We start from the raw sequence: 22926 nt of genomic DNA, 5'->3' as shown, positions 1-22926 counted from the left end.
GACGGATGAGGGGTTTCTCAAACGCAAGACGCCGCGAAAGCTGATCGGCTTTCGCGGCGTCTTGCGTTCGTGCGAGCCCTCACCCGACCCCACTCCGTGGGCCACCCCCTCCCGCAAGGGGAGAGGGATCGTGAGCCCTACAGCGGCGGCGGGGGCGGGGCGAGGATCTCGCGCTTGCCGGCGTGGTTGGCGGCGCCGACGACGCCTTCCTTTTCCATCCGCTCCATCAGAGAAGCTGCACGGTTGTAGCCGATCTGCAGGCGGCGCTGGATGTAGCTGGTCGAGGCCTTGCGGTCGCGGGTGACCACGGCCACCGCGTGGTCGTAGAGGTCGTTGGCCCCGCCCTCGCCGGCGAAGGCGCCCTCGATGGCCTCTTCCTGCTCCTCGTCGCCGCCGGCGGTGACTTCCTCCAGGTACTGGGGGATGCCCTGGTCGCGCAGGAACTTGGCCACGGCCTCGACCTCGCCGTCGGAGACGAAGGGACCATGCAGGCGGGTGATGCGGCCGCCGCCGGCCATGTAGAGCATGTCGCCCTGGCCCAGCAGCTGCTCGGCGCCCTGCTCGCCCAGGATGGTGCGGGCGTCGATCTTCGACGTGACCTGGAAGCTGATCCGGGTCGGGAAGTTGGCCTTGATCGTGCCGGTGATGACGTCGACCGACGGACGCTGGGTGGCCATGATCAGGTGGATGCCGGCGGCGCGGGCCATCTGGGCCAGGCGCTGGACGGCGCCTTCGATGTCCTTGCCGGCCACCATCATCAGGTCGGCGACCTCGTCGATGACCACGACCAGGTAGGGCATGGCCTCGGGACGGATCTGCTCGGTCTCGTAGATCGGGCGGCCGGCGTCGTCGAAGCCGGTCTGCACGGTCCGTTCGAAGTGCTCGCCCTTCTCGAGGGCCTCGTTGGCCTTCTCGTTGTAGCCGCCGATGTTGCGCACGCCGATCTTGGACATGCGGCGATAGCGGTCCTCCATCTCGCGGACGGTCCACTTCAGCGCCACGACGGCCTTCTTCGGATCGGTCACGACGGGGGCCAAGAGGTGCGGGATGCCGTCATAGACCGACAGTTCCAGCATCTTGGGGTCGATCATGATGAAGCGGCACTTCTCAGGAGGCAGCTTGTAGAGGATCGACAGGATCATGGCGTTGACGCCGACCGACTTGCCCGAGCCGGTGGTGCCGGCGATCAGCAGGTGGGGCATCTTGGCCAGGTCGGCGATATAGGGCTCGCCGCCGATGGTTTCGCCCAGGGCCATGGGCAGGATCGAGCTGGCCTTGTCGTAGTCGGCGCTGGACAGCAGGTCGCGCAGGTAGACGGTCTCGCGCTTGGAGTTCGGCATTTCGATGCCGATGGCGTTGCGGCCCTGGGCCACGGCCACGCGGCACGAGATCACGCTCATCGAGCGGGCGATGTCGTCGGCCAGGGCCACGACGCGGGCGGTCTTCACGCCCGGGGCCGGCACCAGTTCGTACATGGTGACGACCGGGCCGGGACGGATCTGGTCGATCTGGCCCTTGACGCCGAACTCGGCCAGCACGCTTTCCAGCAGGCGGGCGTTCTGGCGCAGGGCGCCCTCGTCGAACTCCGACGAGCGCGGCTTGGCCTTGGCCAGCATGGCCAGTTCCGGCAGCTGGAAGCCGTCCTCGTCCTCCTCGAAGTCGAAGGTCTTCTGCTGCTCGCGCTGTTCGCGGTTGCTGGACGGGGCCGGAGCCTTGGGCTGGCGGATCGACAGCGGGCGGGCCTCGAAGCTGGGCGCGAAGTCGTCGTCGTCCTCGACCTGCGGCGGGGCCGGACGGGCGGCCTTGGCGGCGCGCGGCGCGGGCTGGGGGGCGACGACCATGCCGTCTTCGTCGTCGGCAGGGGCAGGCGCGCGGGCGGCGCGGCGGGGCGCGGAAGCCTGGGACTCGTCGTTGTCGATGGCGTCCATGGCCTCGCGCACCGGACGGCGCGGAGCGGCCTTGGGACGCGGGGCGCGAACCGGCTCAGGCTCGCGTTCCTGGCGGGGCGCGCGTTCGCGCGGCGCGGTCAGGCGGGCGACCAGCGACAGGACGCTCTCGGGATCGACGCGGCGCACGCCCAGGGCGTAGCCGACGCCGATCACCGCGCCGACCAGCAGCAGCAGGGCGGCGATGACCCGGGCGCCGGGGATGTGGGCGAAGCTGAAGATCCCGGCCAGCAGGTTCAGAAGGCCATCGCCCCAGAAACCGCCCAGGCCCTTGGCCAGCGGCCATACGGCGGGCTTGGCCAGCACGGTCAGGAAGCCGGCCAGGGCCATGAGGCCGGCCACGCCGACGCCGGCGCGCACGCGCAGCTCGCGGCGGTGGGCGTCGGGGTCGGGCTGGGCGGTGCGGGCCAGGCCGAACACCAGCATCATGATCGCCGCCACCCAGCCGGCCAGGCCGAGGGATTGGACGACCACGTCGGCGATCACCGCGCCGGCGCCGCCCAGGGCGTTGCTGGCCGGCGCGCCGCTGACGGCGTTGAAGCTGGGATCGGCGGCGTCATAGGTGGCCAGGGACAGCAGCAGGCCCGCGCCCAGAACGGCCAGGACGCCGCCCCGGAACCGGGCCGTCCACGGCTGGTCCCAGCCGTAGCGCACGGCCTCCCAGACCAGCTCCACATTCGATCGCCGCGCAACTCGCGCCATGAACCACTCCGAAGCACTTCGAATGCTACCTTGTGGCCCCAGATGGTTAAGGGGCGTTTACCGAGATCGGGATCGAGGGCCCTCTGGAAACAAAGACTTAGTGTCGCAGGTCGTCACGAGAGCTTCATGGAACCGGAGTCGCTGGACGTGCATTCAGTCATCGTATCCCCCTAGTAACATCCCCTCTGACTTCGCGGCCCGGACGGCGACGCCCGGGTCGTTTTTCGGCTTCGAGATGCTCCCCCTGAAGGGGGAGCTGTCGCGGAGCGACTGAGGGGGAAGTTGGTGCGGAGGTTCGGAAGCAACTTCCCCCTCCGGCCCTTCGGGCCACCTCCCCCTTCAGGGGGAGGATCTTGGGCTACAGAATATACCGGCTCAGATCCGCGTTCGCCGCCAGGGCCCCGACCCGCTTGTTGACGTAGTCGGCGTCGATGGTGACGGTTTCGCCGCCGTGGTCGGTGGCGGTGAAGCTGATCTCTTCGACGACCTTTTCCATGATCGTCTGCAGGCGACGGGCGCCGATGTTCTCGACCGAGGCGTTGACCGCCACGGCCGCGTCGGCCAGGGCGTCGATGGCCTCGTCGGTGAACACCAGGGTCAGGTTCTCGGTGGCCATCAGGGCCTGGTGCTGGCGCAGCAGGTTGGCTTCCGGCTCGGTGAGGATGCGGCGCATGTCGTCGCGCGACAGGCCCTTCAGCTCGACGCGGATCGGCAGGCGGCCCTGCAGTTCGGGCAGCAGGTCCGACGGCTTGGCCACGTGGAAGGCGCCCGAGGCGATGAACAGGATGTGGTCGGTCTTCACCGGTCCGTACTTGGTCGACACCGTCGTGCCCTCGATCAGCGGCAGCAGGTCGCGCTGCACGCCTTCCCGGCTCACATCCGCGCCGCCGCGCTGCGAGCTGCTGGCGACCTTGTCGATCTCGTCGAGGAAGACGATGCCGTGGTTCTCGGCCAGGGCCAGGGCTTCCTGGGTGAGCGCTTCCTGGTCGAGCAGCTTGTCGCTCTCTTCGGCGATCAGCGGGGCCCAGGCGCCCGAGACCGTGGTCTTGTGGGTCTTGGTGCGACCGCCGCCGAACGACTTCATCATCTCGCCGAGGTTCAGCACCGAGGCGCCGGGCTGGCCGGGGATCTCGAACATGCCGCCGCCGCCGTTGTCGGCCAGGGTCAGCTCGATCTCCTTGTCGTCGAGTTCGCCGGCGCGGAGCTTCTTGCGGAAGCTGTCGCGGGCGGCCGTAGCGCCGGGACCGGTCAGGGCGTCGAGGATGCGGTCCTCGGCGGCGGCTTCGGCTTTCGCCTTCACGCCCGAGCGGCGCTTGTCGCGGACCATGGCCAGGGCGCTTTCGACCAGGTCACGGACGATCTGGTCGACGTCGCGGCCGACATAGCCGACCTCGGTGAACTTGGTGGCCTCGACCTTGAGGAACGGGGCCTGGGCCAGCTTGGCCAGGCGCCGGGCGATCTCGGTCTTGCCAACGCCCGTGGGGCCGATCAGCAGGATGTTCTTGGGGGTGATCTCGTCCTGCAGGTCGGCCGGCGTGCGGCGGCGACGCCAGCGGTTGCGCAGGGCCACGGCCACGGCGCGCTTGGCCTCGGCGTGGCCGACGATGAAGCGATCCAGTTCGGAGACGATTTCGCGGGGGGAGAACTCGGTCATGTGTCGTTGATCAGGGTCTCGAAGATCAGGCGCCAGCCTTCGGCGCGTTTCTGCCACACGTGCATATAGTGCGCGGCGACGGGTTTGTTATCGGGTCCGCTCCAAGTCGCCTCGCCGTGGGTCCAGACGAGGTCGCCGGCGCCGGACGCGCCGCCGCCCTGCGGACGCAGGGCGATCGAGGCCGGGTGCAGGGCCAGCCGGGCCGAAAGGTCGTTTCCGGCCAGGGCCTTGGCGCTCCTGGGGCCCAGCAGCCAGGCGTCGGCGGTCAGCACGGCCTTGTAGGCGGCCGGGGCGTTCGTGGAGGCGGCCGAGGCCAGGGCGGCCTCTGCGTCGCGGGCCTCCTCGAAGCCCTGGGCCTGGGACGCCGCGCCCCCGGGAGACAACGGCCCGACCTGGGCGGCGGCGTCGGGACCGGGGGCCTTGCCGGGATCGGCATCGGCGCCGCCGTCATAGACCCACTTCCATTCGCCATCCGCGCCCTTGCGCCAGATGGTGGCGTAGTAGCCGCCGCGCCTGTCGTCGATGCTCCAGGGGCCAAAGGACAGGCCAAGGTCGCCCGAGCGGGCGATCACCACCTTCTGCGGCCACCAGAACAGCTTGGGCTCGTTCGTCCCGGGGCGCTTCTCGTAGAGCTCGCGGGCGTTGACCGGCCCCGGCGCGAAGACGATGGCGTCGTCGGCCATGTGCTTGAGGAACGAGCCCTTGATCCCCAGCGCCAGGCCGTCGGCCGCGAAGGCCCGCTCGGCGGCCTCGATGGGGGCGGCCGAGATGTCCTGGGCGATGGCCGGTCCGGCGATGGCGGCGGCGATCAGGGCGGGGGGAAGGATCTTGAGCATGGTCGGTCTTCCCGCTGAGCCGAAATCCCCGCCCTTCGACAGGCTCAGGGTGAGGATTTCTACTGCGAGGCTGGAATTAGCCCTCACCCTGAGCTTGTCGAAGGGCGAGGGCGGCGTCCACCCGCCCTACAGCCCTTCGACTGTCAGGTTGCCGTTGGTGTAGACGCAGATCTCGGCGGCGATGGCCATGGCGCGGCGGGCGATCTCTTCGGCGGTCAGGTCCTGGTCGATCAGGGCCTTGGCGGCGGCGAGGGCATAGTTGCCGCCCGAGCCGATGGCCGCGACCGCGCCGCCGCCGGGGCTTTCGCCCGGCTCCAGCACGTCGCCGACGCCGGTGACGGTGTAGATGGCGTCCTTGTCGGCGACCAGCAGCATGGCTTCCAGGCGGCGCAGGTAGCGGTCGGTGCGCCAGTCCTTGGCGAGATCCACGCAGGCGCGGGCCAACTGGTTGGGATACTGCTCGAGCTTGGCCTCCAGCCGCTCGATCAGGGTGAAGGCGTCGGCCGTGGCCCCGGCGAAGCCGGCGACGACCGCGCCTCCGGCCAGGCGGCGGACCTTGCGGGCGTTGCCCTTGACGACGGTTGGGCCCATGGAGACCTGTCCGTCGCCGGCGATCACGGTCTGGCCGTTCTTGCGCACCGCGAGAATGGTGGTGCCGTGCCAGTCGGGGAACGAGTTCGAGCTTTGCATGGCTTCGCATGTGGCGAGGCCGGCCTGGAGGGTCAAGCGCCATGAGCTTTTCCGAACGCGAAGTCGAGCGCTACGCCCGCCACCTGGTGCTGCGCGAGATCGGCGGACCGGGGCAGCAGAAGCTGAAGGCGGCCAGGGTTCTGCTGGTCGGCGCCGGGGGTCTTGGCGCGCCCGCGGCCCTCTATCTGGCGGCCGCCGGCGTGGGGACGATCGGTATCGCCGACGCCGATACGGTGTCGCTGTCGAACCTGCAGCGCCAAGTGCTCTATGCCGAGGCCGACGTCGGCCAGCCCAAGGTCGAGGCGGCCGCGACGCATCTGGCGGCGCTGAACCCGAACGTTGCGGTGGTCCCCCACCCCGTCTGGCTGGATGCGAGCAACGCCCGCGAGATCGTGCGCGGCTACGACATCGTGCTGGACGGGACAGACGACTTCTCCACCCGCTTCGCCGTCAGCGACGCCTGCCTGGCCGAGGGCAAGGTGCTGGTCAGCGGGGCGCTGGGGCGGTGGACCGGCCAGGTCGGGGTGTTCCATGGCCAGCCCTGCTATCGCTGCCTGGTGCCCGAGATCCCGCCGGACGCCGAGACTTGCGCGCTTGTCGGCGTGGTCGGGGCGCTGGCCGGGGTGATCGGCGCGATGATGGCGCTGGAGGCGGTGAAGGTGATCGCCGGGGCCGGAAAGCCGCTGTCGGGGCGCTTGCTGATCTACGACGCCCTGGCGGCCGAGACCCGCACGGTGCGCATCGGCGCGGATCCTGGATGCCCGGCCTGCGGGGCATAGCGCCGTTCGGCCAAAACCTTGTGCCTACGGGGCTTTACGGGGTCGAGCCGGCGGATCGTTTGGTCTAGGTTGCCGGCCGCCGGTCCCGGCGGACCTCCCCCTCGCCGCCGGTCGGCCAAGGGAGAAAACCGATGACCACCTCTCGCATCGCCCACCCCGGCCTGGCCGCCAAGGTCATGAGCGCGCAGGACGCCGCCGCCCTGATCGAGCCGGGCTCGACCGTCGGCATGAGCGGCTTCACCGGCTCGGGCTATCCCAAGGCCGTGCCGCTGGCCCTGGCCGAGCGCATCGAGACGGCCCACGCCGCCGGCGACAAGTTCCGCGTCAAGGTGTGGACCGGCGCCTCTACCGGCCCGGAGCTGGACGGCGCCCTGGCCAAGACCGACGGCGTCGAGTTCCGCCTGCCCTACAATTCCGACCCCATCGCCCGCGAGAAGATCAATCGCGGCGAGATGGAGTATTTCGACATGCACCTCAGCCAAGTGGCCCCGATGGCCTGGCAGGGGTTCCTGGGCCCGCTCGACACCGCGGTCGTGGAGATCGCGGGCATCCGCGCCGACGGCTCGCTGATCCCGTCCTCGTCGGTGGGCAACAACAAGACCTGGCTGGACCGCGCCTCGAAGATCATCCTCGAGGTCAATCGCTGGCAGAACCCGGCGCTGGAGGGCATGCACGACATCTACTACGGCACCGCCCTGCCGCCGAACCGCGTGCCGATCCCGCTGGTCAAGCCGGACGACCGCATCGGCGAGGCCTATTTCCGCGTGGATCCCAGCAAGGTGGTGGCGGTGGTCGAGACCGACGCGCCCGACCGCAACCTGCCCTTCGCCGCGCCCGACGCCTCGGCCCTGGCGATCGCCGGCCACCTGCTGGAGTTCTTCGCCCACGAGGTGAAGATGGGCCGCCTGCCCCCGTCCCTGCTGCCGCTGCAGTCGGGCGTGGGCAACATCGCCAACGCCGTGCTGACGGGCCTCGTCGACGCGCCGTTCGAGAACATGACGGCCTATACCGAGGTGATCCAGGACGGCATGCTCGACCTGCTGGCCGCCGGCAAGCTGCGCATGGCCTCGGCCACGGCCTTCTCGCTGAGCCCCGAGGCCGCCGCCGGCCTCAACGCCGACATGGCAAGCTTCCGCGACAAGATGATCCTGCGCCCGCAGGAGATTTCCAACCACCCCGAGCTGATCCGGCGCCTGGGCTGCATCGCCATGAATGGCCTGATCGAGGCCGACATCTACGGCGCGGTGAATTCGACCCACGTGATGGGCTCGCGCATCCAGAACGGCATCGGCGGCTCGGGCGACTTCGCCCGCAACGCCTATGTGTCGATCTTCATGACCCCGTCGACGGCCAAGGGCGGCAAGATCTCGGCGATCGTCCCGCAGGTCAGCCACGTCGACCACATCAACCAGGACGTCCAGGTGATCGTCACCGAGCAGGGCCTGGCCGACCTGCGCGGCCTGTCGCCCAAGCAGCGGGCCCGGGTGATCATCGACAACTGCGCCCACCCCGATTTCAGTCCGGCCCTGGAGGACTATTTCCAGCGCGCCCAGCTGGGCGCCTACGGCCGCCAGACCCCGACCCTGCCGGGCGAGGCGCTGTCCTGGCACCAGCGGTTCATGGAGACGGGCGACATGCGGGGCTGAGGGGCCGATGTGTGGTCCTCATCCTTCGACAAGCTCAGGATGAGGACCAATTCAGGCCCGGCGGATCTATCGAAAACCTCACCCTGAGCTCGTCGAAGGGCGAGGTTTTCGTATCCGGCGCCGCCCTACGCGAACCCCTTGCGGATGTGCTCGATCGACTTGGTCAGCACCAGCTTCCAGTTGTCGTCCGACCAGTCGCGGTGGCCGACGCCCTTCATCTCGATGTGCTCGCAGGGCTGGCCGGCGGCCTTCAGGGCCTTGGCCATGATCTTCGACTGCTTGGGCGTGACGATGGTGTCCTCGGTGCCGTGGATCAGCAGCACCGGGGCCTGGATCTCGGCGGCGCGTTCCGAAGGCGAGGCGGCGAGGAGCATGGCCTTGTCGGCCTTGGGATCGCCGATCGTCTTGCACCAGTAGGCGTAGGCGTCGGAATCCGAGCCGTCTTCCGAGCGCGAGAAGGCCAGGCTCTCGACGAGGTCGGCGTCGCCGGCGATCGAGACCACGGCCTTGTAGAGTTCGGGCCGGCGCACCGCGCCCATCAAGGCCGCGTAGCCGCCGTAGCTGATGCCGCAGATGGCGACGCGGGCCGGATCGGCGACGCCCGAGGCGATCACCTGGGCCACGGCGTCCTCGACGTCCTCCTGCATCAGGTCGCCCCAATGCTTGCGGCCGGCGTTGGCGAAGGCCTTGCCATAGCCGCCCGAGCCGCGGAAGTTGGGTTGCAGCACCAGCCAGCCCTGGGCGGCCAGCGCCTGGGCGAACAGGTCGAAGCTCAAGGTGTCGCGCACCTCGGGCCCGCCGTGCGGCAGCACCACCATCGGCCGGGGCTTGTCGGAGGCGATCACCGGCGTCGTCAGGTAGGCGGTGATCGTCTGGCCGTCGCGGGTCTTGACCGGCAGGGCCTTCATCGGCGCCAGGCGCTCCTGCGTCAGCCACGGGCGCTTGTCGCCCAGCAGGCGCAGGTCCTTCCTGTCGAGGTCGTACAGCCAGAAGGCGCCCGGATGGCGCGGACCGCTGACGAAGAAGATGAAGCGCTTGTGGTCGGCGCTGACGTCGAAGGGGCTGACGTTGCACTCGTCGCCGAAGTAGGCGTTGATCCCCTTGTAGTGGGCCGCCAGCTTCGGCTCGAGGAAGCGGTGGTTGCTGCGGTCGTCGCTGACCGAGATGCTGAGCGCCTTGTAGCTTTCGTCGACGAATACGCCCTGGATGGGCCGCTTGTCGTCATGCGAGACGACTTCGCCGACGGTCATCGACTTGGTGTCGAACCGCCGGATGGTGGGCATGTCGGCGCCCTCGTCGGTCGACAGCATCAGCAGCACGCCCGGCTCGGGCGTCGGGGCCACGAACTCCAGGTCCGACAGCTTCTTCAGTTCGTTGCGGCGGACCTTCTTGTAGAGCTTCCACTCCTTTTCGTCGGGCGCGCGGGCCATGACGCTGACCACGGTGCCGCGGGCGTTGGAGTCGTAGCGGATCACCGGCACGCCGTTCTGGGTGTACCAGCCGTCGGTCGACGGAGACCCGCGCTCGAGATGGACAGCCTCGCCGGTGTAGACGTCGACCACATAGAGGGTCTCGCACTCGGTGACGGTGTCCCAGATCTGCATCAGGATCCGCTTGGGGTCGGTGTTCATCCGGTCGACCACGTTGGCCAGATTGAACTGCCGCTTCATCACCCCTTTCTGGTTGTTGAACAGCACCACCGGGTCGCGGCCGTCGGCGCCGATCGCCAGGATCCGGCGCACGGGGATCGGGATGAACTCGCCATAGAAATAGAGGCCCATGGGGTGGCCCTTGGCGTCCTTGGTCATCCGCACCCAGATGAGCAGGCGCTCCTCGTTGGCCCACTCCACCTGGTCGACGACGGTCTCGCCCAGCTGCACCGGCTTGATCGACTCGTCGCTGCCGGCGGTCTCGTAGAAGATGATCAGGGCGGTGGTCTTGTCGCCCTTCTTGCGCTCCACGAGGATGGCCACGCGCGAGCCGTCCGGCGACAGCGCGGTGTCTAGCACCTCGGCGCCCTGCAGCAGCTCGTCGACACTGGGCGGGACAATGACGGCCCTGTCGGTCTTGGCCTCGACCTTCTTGGCGTCGGCCTTTTTCGCGTCGCCCGTCTTTTCGCCCGACTTGTCATCTGCGGCGAAGGCGTGGTCGATGGCCAGCGGCGCCGACGAGGCGGCCGCGATCATGAAACGGCGTGTAAGCAAGGCGGCGGCCCCCCGGTCGCACTGAGACTACAGGCGCGGGACCTCAATTTCCCCGCGACCTCACAGTCGTGAGTTTCCACGAGCTTTGCAATTGGAAGATGCGATCGCCCCGGACCGCGATCACAGCATGGCGGGGATCACGCGGTCGGGCGGCCGGTGGCCGTCCATGAAGGTCTTCACGTTGACGATGACCTTCTCGCCCATGTCGATGCGGCCTTCGACCGTGGCAGAGCCCATGTGCGGCAGCAGCACCACGTTGGGCAGCTTCAGCAGCTTGGGATTGATGGCCGGTTCGTGCTCGTAGACGTCCAGGCCCGCGCCCGCCAGCTCGCCCCGGGCCAGCATGTTGGCCAGGGCCCCTTCGTCGATGACCTCGCCGCGGGCGGTGTTGACGACGATGGCGTGCGGCCGCAGCAGCTTGAGCCTGCGGGCCGACAGCAGGTGGTAGGTGGCCGGGGTGTGCGGGCAGTTGATCGAGATGATGTCCATCCGGGCCAGCATCTGATCGAGGCTTTCCCAGTAGGTGCAGCCCAGCTCCTCGGCGATGCGTGGGCTGACCGGCTTGCGGTTGTGATAGTGCACCTGCATGCCGAAGGCCTTGGCGCGGCGGGCCACGGCCTGGCCGATGCGGCCCATGCCGACGATGCCCAGGCGCTTGCCCCACAGGCGGCGGCCCAGCATCCAGGTCGGCGACCAGCCCTGGAACTCGCCGGCCTTGACCACCTCGGCGCCTTCGACGACGCGGCGGGCGGCGGCCATGATCAGGGTCATGGTCAGGTCGGCGGTGTCCTCGGTGAGAACGCCCGGCGTGTTGGTGACGATGATCCCCCGCGCGTTGGCGGTGGCGACGTCGATATTGTCGACCCCGGCCCCGAAGTTGGCGATCAGCTTGAGCCGCTCGCCGGATCGCGACAGAAGGCGCGAGTCGATGCGATCGGTGATCGTCGGCACCAGTACGTCGGCCCGTCCCATGGCCTCGACCAGCTCGTCGGCGGTCATCGGCTTGTCGGACAGGTTCAGTTCGGTGTCGAACAGTTCGCACATGCGCGTCTCTACCGGATCGGGCAGCTTGCGCGTGACGACGACTTTGAGCTTGCGGGCAGGCATGGGCGGTCCGAAAAGCCTTTCCCTGACGGGCGTTCGAAATCTGTAGCAAAGGGGCCGGAAGCGGCCAAGCAACATGCCGGTGAAATGCAAACATCGTTCGCTGGGCGGATTGGCGCTGGGCGCTTTCGCGGCCACGGCCCTGCTGCCGGCGAGCCCGGCCCTGGCCCAGGCGCCGGCCAATACGCCGTCCGGCCTGCCGGTGCCGCGCTACGTCGTGCTGAAGTACGGCGAGGTCAATGCGCGCCAGGGCCCGGACGAGCAGCACCGCCTGCTGTGGATCTACAAGGCCAAGGGCCTGCCGGTGCAGGTGGTGGCCGAAACCCGCGAGTGGCGGCGGATCTGCGATCCCGAAGGCGGTCTTGCCTGGGTGCACAAGCGCACCACCGACGGTCGGCGCACGGCCATGCGGGTGCAGGACAGCCCCCTGCCCCTGCGCGCCTCGCCCAAGCCGGAGTCGCGGATCAGCGCCTACCTGGCCGGCCGTTCGATCGCCAATCTCGACAAGTGCGAGAAGGGCTGGTGCCGTCTGAAGGCCGACGGCGCGTCGGGCTGGGCCCCGGAAGGCGAGATCTGGGGGGCGAGAGAGACCCTGCAGTGCCTGGAAGGACGCTGATTTACGCCCATTTCGGGGGCGCTCTCACCAATTGTCGCCGAATGTAACATTGAGGCCCGCCCCGGCGCCGTGCTAGGGGCGTTCGCATGCAAAAGAGCGCCTACACCTTCGAAGAGCTCCTGGCCTGCGGCCGGGGCGAAATGTTCGGCCCCGGCAACGCCCAACTGCCCGTGCCGCCGATGCTGATGTTCGATCGCATCGTCCGGATCGAATCCGAGGGCGGCAAGTACGGCAAGGGCTATGTCGAAGCCGAATTCGACATCAACCCGGACCTCTGGTTCTTCGGCTGCCACTTCATCGGCGACCCCGTCATGCCCGGGTGCCTGGGCCTGGACGCCATGTGGCAGCTGGTCGGCTTCTTCCTGGGCTGGTCGGGCGCGCCGGGTCGCGGCCGCGCCCTGGGCGTGGGCGAAGTGAAATTCACCGGCCAGGTGACCCCGGACGTGAAGAAGGTCGTCTACAAGATCGACCTCAAGCGCGTGATCATGCGCAAGCTGGTCATGGGCATCGGCGACGGCGTCATGGAAGCCGACGGCAAGGTGATCTACGAAACCAAGGACCTCAAGGTCGGCCTGTTCACGGCCGAACAGATGGCGGGTTGATCCAACCGACAGGCCGGCCGTTCTGTTCAAGGAGCCGGCTCCGGCGATCGGGGAGAAAGAGGTACTGATATGCGTCGCGTCGTCGTCACGGGACTGGGCGTCGTCTCGTCCATCGGCAACAACGCCAACGAGGTGCTGGCTTCGCTGCGCGAGGCCAAGTCGGGCGTGGTCGCCGCGCCGGAGTACGCGGAACTCGGCTTCCGCTGCCAGGTGCACGCTGCGCCCCGGATCGAATGGGAAGGCCTGGTCGATCGCCGCGCCGCCCGCTTCCTGGCGCCCGGCACGGCCTACGCCCACATCGCCATGGAACAGGCGATCGCGGATTCCGGCCTCGAGGAGAGCGACATCTCCAACGAGCGCACGGGCCTGATCGTCGGTTCGGGCGGTCCGTCCACCCGCGTCATCGTCGAGGCCGCGGCCACGACGAAGGAAAAGGGTCCCAAGCGGATCGGTCCGTTCGCGGTGCCCAAGGCCATGAGCTCGGGTCCGTCGGCGGTGCTGTCGACCTGGTTCAAGATCCGCGGGATCAACTACTCGATCAGCTCGGCCTGCGCGACCAGCGCCCACTGCATCGGCGCGGGCGCCGAGCAGATCCAGCTGGGCAAGCAGGACATCGTCTTCGCCGGCGGTTGCGAGGAGCTGGACTGGACCCTGTCGAACCTGTTCGACGCCATGGGCGCCATGAGCACCAACTTCAACGACCGCCCGGCAGTGGCCAGCCGCGCCTACGACAAGGACCGCGACGGCTTCGTGATCGCCGGCGGCGCCGGCATCGTCGTGCTCGAGGAATACGAGCACGCCAAGGCGCGCGGGGCCAAGATCTATGGCGAGCTGATCGGCTACGCCGCCAACTCCGACGGCTACGACATGGTCGCGCCGTCGGGCGAGGGCGCGGCCCGCTGCATGAAGCTGGCCATGGCGCAGGCTGGCGGCCGGACCATCGACTACCTGAACCCGCACGGCACCTCGACGCCGGTCGGCGACAGCAAGGAGATGGGCGCTGTGCGCGAGGTGTTCGGCGACAAGGCGCCGCTGATCTCGTCGACCAAGTCGCTGACGGGCCACAGCCTGGGCGCGGCCGGCGCGCAGGAAGCGATCTACTCGATCCTGATGCTCAAGAACGGCTTCGCCGCCGAGAGCGCCCACATCGAGAACCTCGATCCGGAGTTCGCCGACCTGCCGATCCTGCGCGAGCGCGCCGACAAGCCGCTCGACACGGTGATGTCCAACAGCTTCGGCTTCGGCGGCACCAACGGCACGCTGATCTTCGGCCAGGCCGACTGAGCCTTTTCCAGACACGCCGGGGCAGGCGGGTTCCGAAGCGGAAGCCCGCCTGCTAACCAGCGATCCAAGATCCAAGGAGCCGACCGATGGCCGACGACTACGCATTCCCCAAGGGCGAGCTGATGGCGGGCAAGAAGGGCCTGGTCATGGGCGTGGCCAACCACAACTCGATCGCCTGGGGCATCGCCAGCCAGCTGGCCGCCCAGGGCGCCGAGATGGCCTTCACCTACCAGGGCGAGGCGCTGGAGCGCCGCGTGCGCCCGCTGGCCGAGAGCATCGGCGTCAACACCCTGATCCCGGCCGACGTCACCGACGACGCCTCGATGGACGCGGCCTTCGCCGCCGTCGAGGAGAAGTTCGGCACGCTCGACTTCGTGGTCCACTCGGTGGCCTTCGCCAACAAGGACGAGCTGAAGGGCTCGTTCGTCGACAACACCACGCGTGAGGGCTTCCTCACGGCCATGAACATCTCGGCCTTCAGCTTCGTGGACGTCGCCAAGCGCGCCGCCAAGATCATGCCGAACGGCGGCTCGCTGATCACCATGACCTATCTGGGGTCGGAGCGGACCATCCCGAACTACAACACCATGGGCGTGGCCAAGGCCGCCCTGGAAGCGGCGACCCGCTACATCGCCCGCGACCTGGGCCCCAAGGGCATCCGCGTCAACGCCATCTCGGCCGGCGCCATGCGCACCCTGGCTCTGGCCGGCATCGCCGGCGGCCGCGGCATGATCGCCCAGGGTCGCGCCTTCAGCGCCATGAAGGAAGACACCTCGATGGAAGGCGTCGCCGGCGCCGCCCTGTGGCTGGTCTCGGACCTGGGCCGCTCGACCACGGGCGAAGTCGTCCACGTCGACGCCGGCTTCCACATGATGGGCATGCCCGACGAAGCCGAGGGCTGATCCCCTTCCCGATCCCTCTCCCCTTGCGGGAGAGGGTGGCCTCGCGGAGCGAGGTCGGGTGAGGGGGCGCACTTACAGAAACGCCGCGACAGCTGATCGGCTGTTGCGGCGTTTTGTGTTTGAGAAACCCCTCATCCGTCGGCTTTCGCCGACACCTTCTCCCGCAAGGGGAGAAGGGGGTCAGGGCGCATAGGCCCGCATGAACCGCGCCGCCGCGGCCGCCGCCAGGGCGTCGAACTGTTCGGGGGTGCGGTCGGACGGCAGGCGAAGCAGGGCGCGCAGCTGGCTGTGGCCCAGCACCATGCCGGCGAAGAACTCGGCGGCCTGTTCGGGTTCGTCGACGGCCAGGCGGCCAAGCTTCGTTTCTGTCTCAAGGAAGGCGGCCAGCTGGCGGCGGGTCTGGCGGGGGCCGGCCTCGAACACCTCGCTGGCCACGTCCGGCATCTCGCCCGCGCCCTGGATGATCACCCGCAGCACCGAATAGCCGTTGGTGGTGATCACCGTCTCCAGCATCGAGCGGGCGAAGGCCTCGAGCGCTTCGCGCGGATTGTCGATGGCGCCAGGTTCGCGCAGCGGGGCGGTGATGCGGGCCACGCGGCGGGCCATCAGCGCCTTCACCAGCTCGGCCTTGGAGCCATAGTGGTTGTAGACGGTCTGCTTGGAGACCCCGGCCCGGCGGGCGATCTCCTCCATCGGGGCCGAGAGGCCGCGCTGGCCGATCACCTCGACGGCGGCGTCGAGGATGGCCTCGGTCTTGGCGACGTCGATCTGTCCGGCGATCCTGGGCATCAGTGGGCGTCCGAGGGGGGCGGGGGGATGACCTTGGGCGGGGCGGCCAGCAGGCTGACGGCGGCGGCGACGAAGCAGCCGTAGGCCAGCAGGGTGAAGCTGTCGCCGAAGGCCAGCACCGTGGCCTGCTGGTTCATCATGTTGCCGATCGCCTTGCGGGCCGCGCCGTCGGGATCGCTGACCCCCAGCTGCTGCATGCGCGCGGCCAGGCCGGCCATCATCGTCGCCGCCTCGCCGCCGTTCGCCACCTTCGACGACATGTCGCTGAAGTAGAGAGCCGTCTGCTGCGTGATGCTGGTGGCCAGCAGCGCCAGGCCGATGGCGCCGCCGGTGTTGCGCGACAGGTTCACGAGGCCGGAGGCGTTCTTGACCATGTGCTGGGGCAGGGTGCTCATCGTGATCTGCTGGGTCGCGATCATGGCGATCATGACCCCGACGCCCCGACAAGCCTGGACCCCCGCGAATTCCCAGAAACCCCAGTTTTTGGTCACGCCGTGGGCCATATACATGCCCCAGCCCGCGAGCAGGAAGCCGATGCACATCGGGATGCGCGGATCGACCTTGCGGACGATGCGGCCGGCGATCGGTCCGGTGGCGAACATCGACAGGCCCGACACGACCATGGTCGTGCCCACTTCCGAGGCCGAATAGCCCCGCACGCGGCTGAGGAACTGCGGCAGCAGGAAGGTGCCGCCGAACAGGCTGGCGCCCGAGATCGCGGTCATCATCACGCCGATGCTGAAGTTGCGGTTGGCGAAGGCCTTCAGCTCGACGATCGGGTTCCTGTAGGTCAGCTGCCGCCAGATGAAGACGACGCCGGTGACCACGGTCACGACGGTCAGCCCCAGGATCAGGTCGTCCTCGAACCAGTTCTCCTTGGCGCCTTCCTCAAGCACGTACTGCATGCTCATCAGGAAGACGGCCATGAAGGCCAGGCCCGACCAGTCGAAGCCCTTGGCGAGACTCGGGTCGCCCTTGTCGAAGTCGCCCCACTTGGCGACCGCGAACAGCACCAGGATCCCGGGCGGGACGTTGATGAAGAACAGCCAGCGCCAGGAGAGCCACTCGGTCAGGTGACCGCCCAGGGTCGGGCCGACGGTGGGGGCCAGGGTGACGATCAGGCCCATGATGACGCTGGCGGTGATCCGGCGCTCGGGCGGGAAGGCGGTGAAGGCCACGGCGAACACCGTCGGGATCATCGCCCCGCCGATGAAGCCTTGCAGGGCCCGGGTCAGGATCATCATGTCGATCGACGAGGACAGGCCCGTCGCGACGCTCATCAGGATGAAGCCCAGGCACGAGGCCATGTAGAGACGCTGGGTGCCCCACAGCCGCGACAGATATCCCGACAGCGGGATCATCACGACCTCGGGGATCAGGTAGGCGGTCTGGATCCAGCTGACCTGGTCGGCGCTGGCCCCGACGCCCGCCTGGATCTGCGGCAGCGAGGCCGCGACGATCTGGATGTCGAGGATGGCCATGAACTGGCCGATGACCATGGCCCCGAAACCGAGGAACAGCTTGGTCCAGTCGACCTCGCCCCCGGTCTTGGCGGCGGCGGGCTTGGCGGAAGCGGGCAGGGCGGCGTCGGTCACGACGGCGCGCCCTTAGCGGGCCTGGGTCGCGGTCGAGGCGCGGGCGACCTGCGCCGAACCCTGGCCGGCTTCGGCAAACGAGGCGCCCGAACGGTCGCGGACGTCGACCTTGACCTCGACCGACAGGCCAGGGCGCAGGGCCGCGCCGGCCCCGGTGCGGTCGACGGCGATCTTCACCGGCAGGCGCTGGGTGATCTTGGTGAAGTTGCCGACGGCGTTCTCGACCGGGATCAGGGCGAACTCCTGGCCGGTGGCGGGGGCGAAGCTGTCGACCTTGCCGACGATCTTCTGCTTGCCGAAGGCGTCGGCCTTGATCTCGACCGGCTGGCCGACGCGCAGGCGGGCGACCTGGGTTTCCTTGAAGTTGGCGACCACGAAGCTCTGGCCCAGCGGCACCACCGACATCAGGACCACGCCCGGCTGCACCAGCTGGCCCGGGCGCACGGTGCGGGCGCCGACGACGCCGGCGGCGGGGGCGCGGATCACGGTGCGTTCGAGGTCGATGCGGGCCTGGTCGACGGCGGCGTGGGCGGCGGCGGCCTGGGCCACGGTCTGGGCGCGGGCCGAGCCGAGGGCCGAGGCGGTGCGGCGCTCGGCCTCGAGGGCGGCCTGGGCGCTGGCGACGGTGGCGTCGGACTGCTTGGCGCCGGCGGCCTCGGTCTGGACCTTCTGCTGCGAGACCCAGCCCTGCTTGGCCAGGGAGTCGTAGCGGGCGAGGTCGGCGCGGGCCCGGCCGGCGTCGGCCTGGGCGCTGGCGACGCCCGCCTGGCGCTGCTGGATCAGGGCCTGCTCGAGAATGGCCTTGTCGTCGACGCCCTTGATGGCGGCGTCGAGGGCGGCGGCGTTGGCGATCGCCTGGTCGAGCTTGGCCTGGAAGGTCGAGGGATCGATCTTGGCCAGCACCTGGCCGGCTTCGACGCGCTGGTTGTCGGCGACCAGGACCTGGGCGACATAGCCGGTGACCTGCGGGCTGACCGACACGGTGTCGGCCTGGACGAAGGCGTTGTCGGTGCTCTCGAAGCGCTGCTTGTCGACGTACCACAGCACGCCGCCGGCCAGGATGGCGACGCCGGCGACCCCGGCCACCAGCAGCGGAACCAGCTTCTTCTTCTTCGTCTCGGCCATGGCCAAATCCTGAAAGGAGGTAGGCGTCCGGCGGATCAATGTTCGCCTGTCGGACGCGACGGGGGATAAATGGACGATTTCGTCCAAAAATCAATCCGCCGTCGCCGCGTCATTGTGCGGCGCCGCAAAAACCCCCGTAGCGGGGTGGTCCGCCGGCCTCAGTCGAGGGCGTTGCGGCAGGCCGCGGCCATGGCCAGGGGGCTGAGCGCGATGGCGGCGGCGCTGTAGGCCAGCAGGAACAGCAGGCCGCCCGTCCACGGCAGGCCGCCGGTCAGGGCGTCCAGCGCGCCCGCCCCGAAGATCACCGGCGGGGCGTAGAGCGGCAGGACGATGACGGCGACCAGCAGGCCGCCACGCTTGCTGCCCAGCGATAGGGCGGCCCCCAGTCCGCCGAGGAACGAGAAGGCCAGGCCCCCGGCCAGGGCGCAGACGAACAGCAGGGGCATGATCGCCGGCGAGGCGCCCAGGGCCACCGCCGCAACCGGGGCGGCCAGGGCCAGCGGCGCGCCGGCCGCCAGCCAGTGGGCCAGGCACTTCGCCGCAGCGACCGCCTCCAGGGGGGCGGGACCCAGAGCCATCAGGTCGAGCGCCCCGTCCTCGAAGTCGCGCTCGAACAGCCGCTCCAGCGAGAGCAGGGCGGCCAGCGCCAGGGCCAGCCAGGCGATGCCGGGAGCAAGGCTCGCCAGCCGCTCGGGCGCGCGGCCGGCGGCCAGCGGCAGCAGGGTGACGACGCAGGCGTAGAAGGCCAGGGCCAGCAGCGGCCCGCCGCCCCGACCCCAGGCCAGGGCGAACTCGCGCCGGAAAAGGACGCCGAACCCTCTCATGCGCCGATCTCCACCAGATGAGCGGGGACGGGCAGGGGGTCGTGCACGGCGGCCAGCAGCATGCCGCCCTTGGCCAGGTGCTCGGCCAGGATCTCGCCGAAGGCGGCGCGGTGGGCGGCGTCCAGCGGGGCCATCGGCTCGTCCAGCAGCCACAGGGGGCGAGGGCTGGCCAGCAGCCGGGCCAGGGAGACGCGGCGGCGCTGGCCGGCCGACAGGCGGCGGACTTCCAGGTCGAGCAGGCGGCCCAGTTCCAGCCGCTCGACGGCGGCGCGGGCCAAGGCCTCGGTCCCGCCGGTCCAGCGGGCCTGGAACAGGAGCTCCTCCCAGGCGGTGCGGGCGCTCTTCAGGCCGTCGTGATGGCCGGCCAGGTGCAGGTGGTCGGCGCGGGCGGCTTCGGCCTCCAGTATCCGCCCTTCGGAGCTTTCGAAACCGATGGTTCCGGCCTGGGGCCGCAGCAGGCCGGCGACAGCTCGCAGCAGGCTGGTCTTGCCCGCCCCGTTGCGGCCCGTCAGGGCCACGGCGTCACCGTTTTCGAGGTCCAGATCGAGCCCCGAAAACAGGGTCCGTTCGCCCCGCGAGAGGCTCAAACCCTTTATGCGAACGGCTCTCATCATTGGAAGTCCATGCCGCGCGCATGGACGTTGTGGGTAACCGGCGCTAAGAAGCGCTCGGCCGTCACCCTCCGCATTGGATGGGGCGTACGCGGCGCGAGGATGGACGCTGTGGGTCCGCCTCGATCGCGCGATCCCGGGAGTGGTTTTCCGGCGGCCGTGAACAGAGAAGGGATCCTTCCAAATGGCGTCTGTAGACAGCCTCAAAACCCGCCGCGAACTCGTCGTCGGCGGTAAGACCTACGTCTATTACAGCCTTCGCGCCGCCGAGGAAGCCGGTCTGGCCGGCACGGGCTCGCTGCCCGTCTCGATGAAGGTGCTGCTGGAAAACCTGCTGCGTTACGAAGACGGCGTCTCGGTCAACGAAGCCGACCTGAAGGCCGTCGCCAACTGGCTGGAAAACAAGGGCTCGGTCGAGCACGAGATCAGCTTCCGCCCGGCCCGCGTGCTGATGCAGGACTTCACGGGCGTTCCGGCCGTCGTCGACCTGGCCGCCATGCGCGACGCCATGGTCGCCCTGGGCGCCGACCCGGCCAAGATCAACCCGCTGAACCCCGTCGACCTGGTCATCGACCACTCGGTGATGGTCGACAACTTCGGTGACAGCAAGGCCTACGACGCCAACGTCAAGCGCGAGTACGAGCGCAACATCGAGCGCTACCGCTTCCTGCGCTGGGGCTCGTCGGCCTTCAACAACTTCCGCGTCGTGCCCCCCGGCACCGGCATCTGCCACCAGGTGAACCTGGAATACCTGGCCCAGACCGTCTGGACCGCCCAGGTCGACGGTTCGGAAGTCGCCTACCCCGACACCGTCGTCGGCACCGACAGCCACACCACCATGGTCAACGGCCTGTCGGTCCTGGGCTGGGGCGTCGGCGGCATCGAAGCTGAAGCCGCCATGCTCGGCCAGCCGATCCCGATGCTGATCCCGGAAGTCATCGGCTTCAAGCTGACCGGCGCCATGCCGGAAGGCGCGACGGCCACCGACCTGGTGCTCACCGTCACCCAGATGCTGCGCAAGAAGGGCGTGGTTGGCAAGTTCGTCGAATTCTACGGCGACGCCCTGGCCAACCTGACCCTGGAAGACCAGGCGACGATCGCCAACATGGCTCCGGAATACGGCGCCACCTGCGGCTTCTTCCCGATCTCGGCCGCCACCGTGGCCTTCCTGAAGGGCACCGGCCGCGAAGCCGACCGCGTCGCCCTGGTGGAAGCCTACGCCAAGGAACAGGGCCTGTGGTGGGAGCCCGGCGTCGCCGAGCCGACCTTCACCGACAGCCTGGAACTGGACCTCGGCACGGTCCTGCCGTCGCTGGCCGGCCCGAAGCGCCCGCAGGACCGCGTCCTGCTGTCGGACGCCTCGAGCAAGTTCGCCGAGTCGCTGGTCGGTGAGTTCGGCAAGGCCGAAAGCCCCGAGTTCCGCGCTCCGGTGGAAGGCGAGGACTTCGACGTCGGCCACGGCGACGTGGTGATCGCCGCCATCACCTCGTGCACCAACACCTCCAACCCCTCGGTCCTGATCGCCGCCGGCCTGCTGGCCAAGAACGCGGTCGCCAAGGGCCTGAAGGCCAAGCCGTGGGTGAAGACCTCGCTGGCCCCCGGCTCGCAGGTCGTCACCGACTACCTGGCCAAGGCCGGCCTGACCAAGCACCTCGACGCCCTGGGCTTCAACCTCGTGGGCTACGGCTGCACCACCTGCATCGGCAACTCGGGCCCGTTGCCGGAAAACATCAGCAAGACGATCAACGACAACGACCTGGTCGCCTGCTCGGTGCTGTCGGGCAACCGTAACTTCGAAGGCCGCGTGAACCCGGACGTCCGCGCCAACTACCTGGCCTCGCCGCCGCTGGTGGTGGCCTACGCCCTGGCCGGCTCGCTGAAGATCGACCTGAACACCCAGCCGATCGGCAAGGACAAGAAGGGCAACGACGTCTTCCTGCGCGACATCTGGCCGTCGAACGAAGACATCGCCGCCCTGCAGCGCAAGTCGATCAACGAGAAGATGTTCGCCAGCCGCTACGGCGACGTCTTCAAGGGCGACAAGAACTGGCAAGGCATCAAGGTCACCGGCGGCCAGACCTACGCCTGGGAAGGTGACTCCACCTACGTCCAGAACCCGCCCTACTTCCCGAACATGTCGATGACCCCCGCTCCGGTCACCGACATCGTGGAAGCCCGCGTCCTGGCCGTGTTCGGCGACTCGATCACGACCGACCACATCAGCCCGGCCGGTTCGATCAAGACCTCGAGCCCGGCTGGCCAGTACCTGGTCAACAACGGCGTCGAGCCGATCGACTTCAACGGCTACGGCGCGCGCCGCGGCAACCACGAAGTCATGATGCGCGGCACCTTCGCCAACATCCGCATCCGCAACAAGATCACCCCGGAGATCGAAGGCGGCGTGACCAAGCACTTCCCCTCGGGCGAAGTGATGCCGATCTACGACGCGGCCATGAAGTACCAGGCCGAAGGCCGTCCGGCCGTCGTGTTCGCCGGCAAGGAATACGGCACCGGCTCGTCGCGTGACTGGGCCGCCAAGGGCACCAAGCTCCTGGGCGTCCGCGCGGTGATCACCGAGAGCTTCGAGCGCATCCACCGCTCGAACCTGGTCGGCATGGGCGTGCTGCCGCTGCAGTTCATCCAGGACGGCTGGCAGAAGCTGGAGCTGACCGGCGAAGAGCTGGTCTCGATCCGTGGCCTGACGGATCTGGCCCCGCGCAAGCAGCTGATCGTCGAGCTCTACCGTCCGACCGACGGCCGCATCGCCCGCTTCCCGGTGCGCTGCCGCATCGATACGCCGACCGAACTCGAATACTTCAAGAACGGCGGCGTCCTGAACTACGTGCTGCGTAACCTGGCCAAGGCCGACTAAGCAGCGACGTCTTCGGACGTTGAATACGAGACGGCCGGTCCCCCTGGGGCCGGCCGTTTTCGTTCGTGCGAGGGTGCGTCGGGAGGCCGACATCGTTGTCGTGTGGATTTCCTGGCGCCGAAGCGGCCATTTCACGGCCTCGTGA

At 68.9% G+C, this 22926-nt stretch carries 18 protein-coding genes; 7 read left to right on the top strand and 11 right to left on the bottom strand.

What is annotated here, in order from left to right; translation table 11 throughout:
• Window positions 1-137: 137 nt before the first annotated feature.
• The 4 genes from ACODR1_RS13920 to hslV form a co-directional block, all read right to left on the bottom strand.
• Window positions 138-2648: an FtsK/SpoIIIE family DNA translocase gene (locus ACODR1_RS13920; RefSeq protein ID WP_488880969.1), complete on the bottom strand. Its 2511-nt coding sequence runs from the start codon at window positions 2646-2648 to the stop codon at window positions 138-140.
• 358 nt (window positions 2649-3006) lie between these two features.
• A complete protein-coding gene (gene hslU / locus ACODR1_RS13915; protein WP_488880968.1) occupies window positions 3007-4302 on the bottom strand; it encodes an ATP-dependent protease ATPase subunit HslU in 1296 nt (431 codons plus the stop codon).
• Window positions 4299-5138 carry a DUF4440 domain-containing protein gene (locus tag ACODR1_RS13910; protein WP_488880967.1) on the bottom strand — a complete coding sequence of 280 codons (840 nt, stop codon included), beginning with the start codon at window positions 5136-5138 and terminating at the stop codon, window positions 4299-4301. Before ACODR1_RS13910 ends, hslU begins: the two co-directional genes overlap by 4 nt.
• A 126-nt stretch (window positions 5139-5264) precedes the next feature.
• Entirely contained in the window at window positions 5265-5864 is a 600-nt protein-coding gene (gene hslV / locus ACODR1_RS13905; protein WP_161934963.1) for an ATP-dependent protease subunit HslV, read from the bottom strand.
• Window positions 5865-5869: 5 nt separating this feature from the next.
• On the opposite strand from hslV, the gene ACODR1_RS13900 reads away from it, so the two are divergent.
• Window positions 5870-6607 (top strand): HesA/MoeB/ThiF family protein, encoded by a 738-nt coding sequence (locus tag ACODR1_RS13900; protein WP_488880966.1) that lies wholly within the window; start codon window positions 5870-5872, stop codon window positions 6605-6607.
• A 131-nt stretch (window positions 6608-6738) separates the two neighbouring features.
• Complete coding sequence (gene scpC, locus ACODR1_RS13895) at window positions 6739-8253, top strand: succinyl-CoA:acetate CoA-transferase ScpC (RefSeq protein WP_488880965.1); 1515 nt, start codon at window positions 6739-6741, stop codon at window positions 8251-8253.
• A 125-nt stretch (window positions 8254-8378) separates the two neighbouring features.
• Here scpC and ACODR1_RS13890 read toward each other — a convergent pair whose 3' ends face one another.
• Entirely contained in the window at window positions 8379-10457 is a 2079-nt protein-coding gene (locus ACODR1_RS13890; protein ID WP_488880964.1) for an alpha/beta hydrolase family protein, read from the bottom strand.
• A gap of 120 nt (window positions 10458-10577) precedes the next feature.
• Window positions 10578-11564 (bottom strand): 2-hydroxyacid dehydrogenase, encoded by a 987-nt coding sequence (locus ACODR1_RS13885; RefSeq protein ID WP_101720352.1) that lies wholly within the window; start codon window positions 11562-11564, stop codon window positions 10578-10580.
• Between the two features lie 73 nt (window positions 11565-11637).
• On the opposite strand from ACODR1_RS13885, the gene ACODR1_RS13880 reads away from it, so the two are divergent.
• From ACODR1_RS13880 to ACODR1_RS13865, 4 genes are all read left to right on the top strand, one after another.
• Window positions 11638-12177: an SH3 domain-containing protein gene (locus tag ACODR1_RS13880; protein WP_488880963.1), complete on the top strand. Its 540-nt coding sequence runs from the start codon at window positions 11638-11640 to the stop codon at window positions 12175-12177.
• Window positions 12178-12263: 86 nt separating this feature from the next.
• Window positions 12264-12779 (top strand): 3-hydroxyacyl-[acyl-carrier-protein] dehydratase FabA, encoded by a 516-nt coding sequence (gene fabA / locus ACODR1_RS13875; protein ID WP_488880962.1) that lies wholly within the window; start codon window positions 12264-12266, stop codon window positions 12777-12779.
• 69 nt (window positions 12780-12848) lie between these two features.
• Complete coding sequence (gene fabB / locus ACODR1_RS13870; protein ID WP_488880961.1) at window positions 12849-14063, top strand: beta-ketoacyl-ACP synthase I; 1215 nt, start codon at window positions 12849-12851, stop codon at window positions 14061-14063.
• Between the two features lie 86 nt (window positions 14064-14149).
• Window positions 14150-14965 carry an enoyl-ACP reductase FabI gene (locus tag ACODR1_RS13865; protein ID WP_277794455.1) on the top strand — a complete coding sequence of 272 codons (816 nt, stop codon included), beginning with the start codon at window positions 14150-14152 and terminating at the stop codon, window positions 14963-14965.
• Between the two features lie 180 nt (window positions 14966-15145).
• Here ACODR1_RS13865 and ACODR1_RS13860 read toward each other — a convergent pair whose 3' ends face one another.
• The 5 genes from ACODR1_RS13860 to ccmA all read right to left on the bottom strand — a co-directional run bounded on the left by ACODR1_RS13860 (window position 15146) and on the right by ccmA (window position 19912).
• Window positions 15146-15754: a TetR/AcrR family transcriptional regulator gene (locus tag ACODR1_RS13860; protein ID WP_488880960.1), complete on the bottom strand. Its 609-nt coding sequence runs from the start codon at window positions 15752-15754 to the stop codon at window positions 15146-15148.
• A complete protein-coding gene (locus ACODR1_RS13855; protein WP_488880959.1) occupies window positions 15754-17349 on the bottom strand; it encodes a DHA2 family efflux MFS transporter permease subunit in 1596 nt (531 codons plus the stop codon). Before ACODR1_RS13855 ends, ACODR1_RS13860 begins: the two co-directional genes overlap by 1 nt.
• 12 nt (window positions 17350-17361) lie before the next feature.
• Window positions 17362-18480, bottom strand: coding sequence for an HlyD family secretion protein (locus tag ACODR1_RS13850; RefSeq protein ID WP_488880958.1), 1119 nt, complete (start codon window positions 18478-18480; stop codon window positions 17362-17364).
• 152 nt (window positions 18481-18632) lie between these two features.
• The gene (gene ccmB / locus ACODR1_RS13845; RefSeq protein ID WP_488880957.1) at window positions 18633-19298 is read right to left on the bottom strand and encodes a heme exporter protein CcmB; all 666 of its coding nucleotides are present in this window, start codon (window positions 19296-19298) and stop codon (window positions 18633-18635) included.
• Window positions 19295-19912: a heme ABC exporter ATP-binding protein CcmA gene (ccmA, locus tag ACODR1_RS13840; RefSeq protein ID WP_488880956.1), complete on the bottom strand. Its 618-nt coding sequence runs from the start codon at window positions 19910-19912 to the stop codon at window positions 19295-19297. Before ccmA ends, ccmB begins: the two co-directional genes overlap by 4 nt.
• A gap of 181 nt (window positions 19913-20093) precedes the next feature.
• Here ccmA and acnA point away from each other — a divergent pair, with 181 nt between their 5' ends.
• Complete coding sequence (gene acnA / locus ACODR1_RS13835) at window positions 20094-22781, top strand: aconitate hydratase AcnA (protein WP_488880955.1); 2688 nt, start codon at window positions 20094-20096, stop codon at window positions 22779-22781.
• The last annotated feature ends 145 nt before the right edge of the window (window positions 22782-22926 follow it).

It is taken from the genome of Caulobacter sp. FG7, from assembly GCF_057808875.1.
Note: the sequence above shows the minus strand (reverse complement) of the source record. Positions and strands in the feature narration are given on the sequence as shown.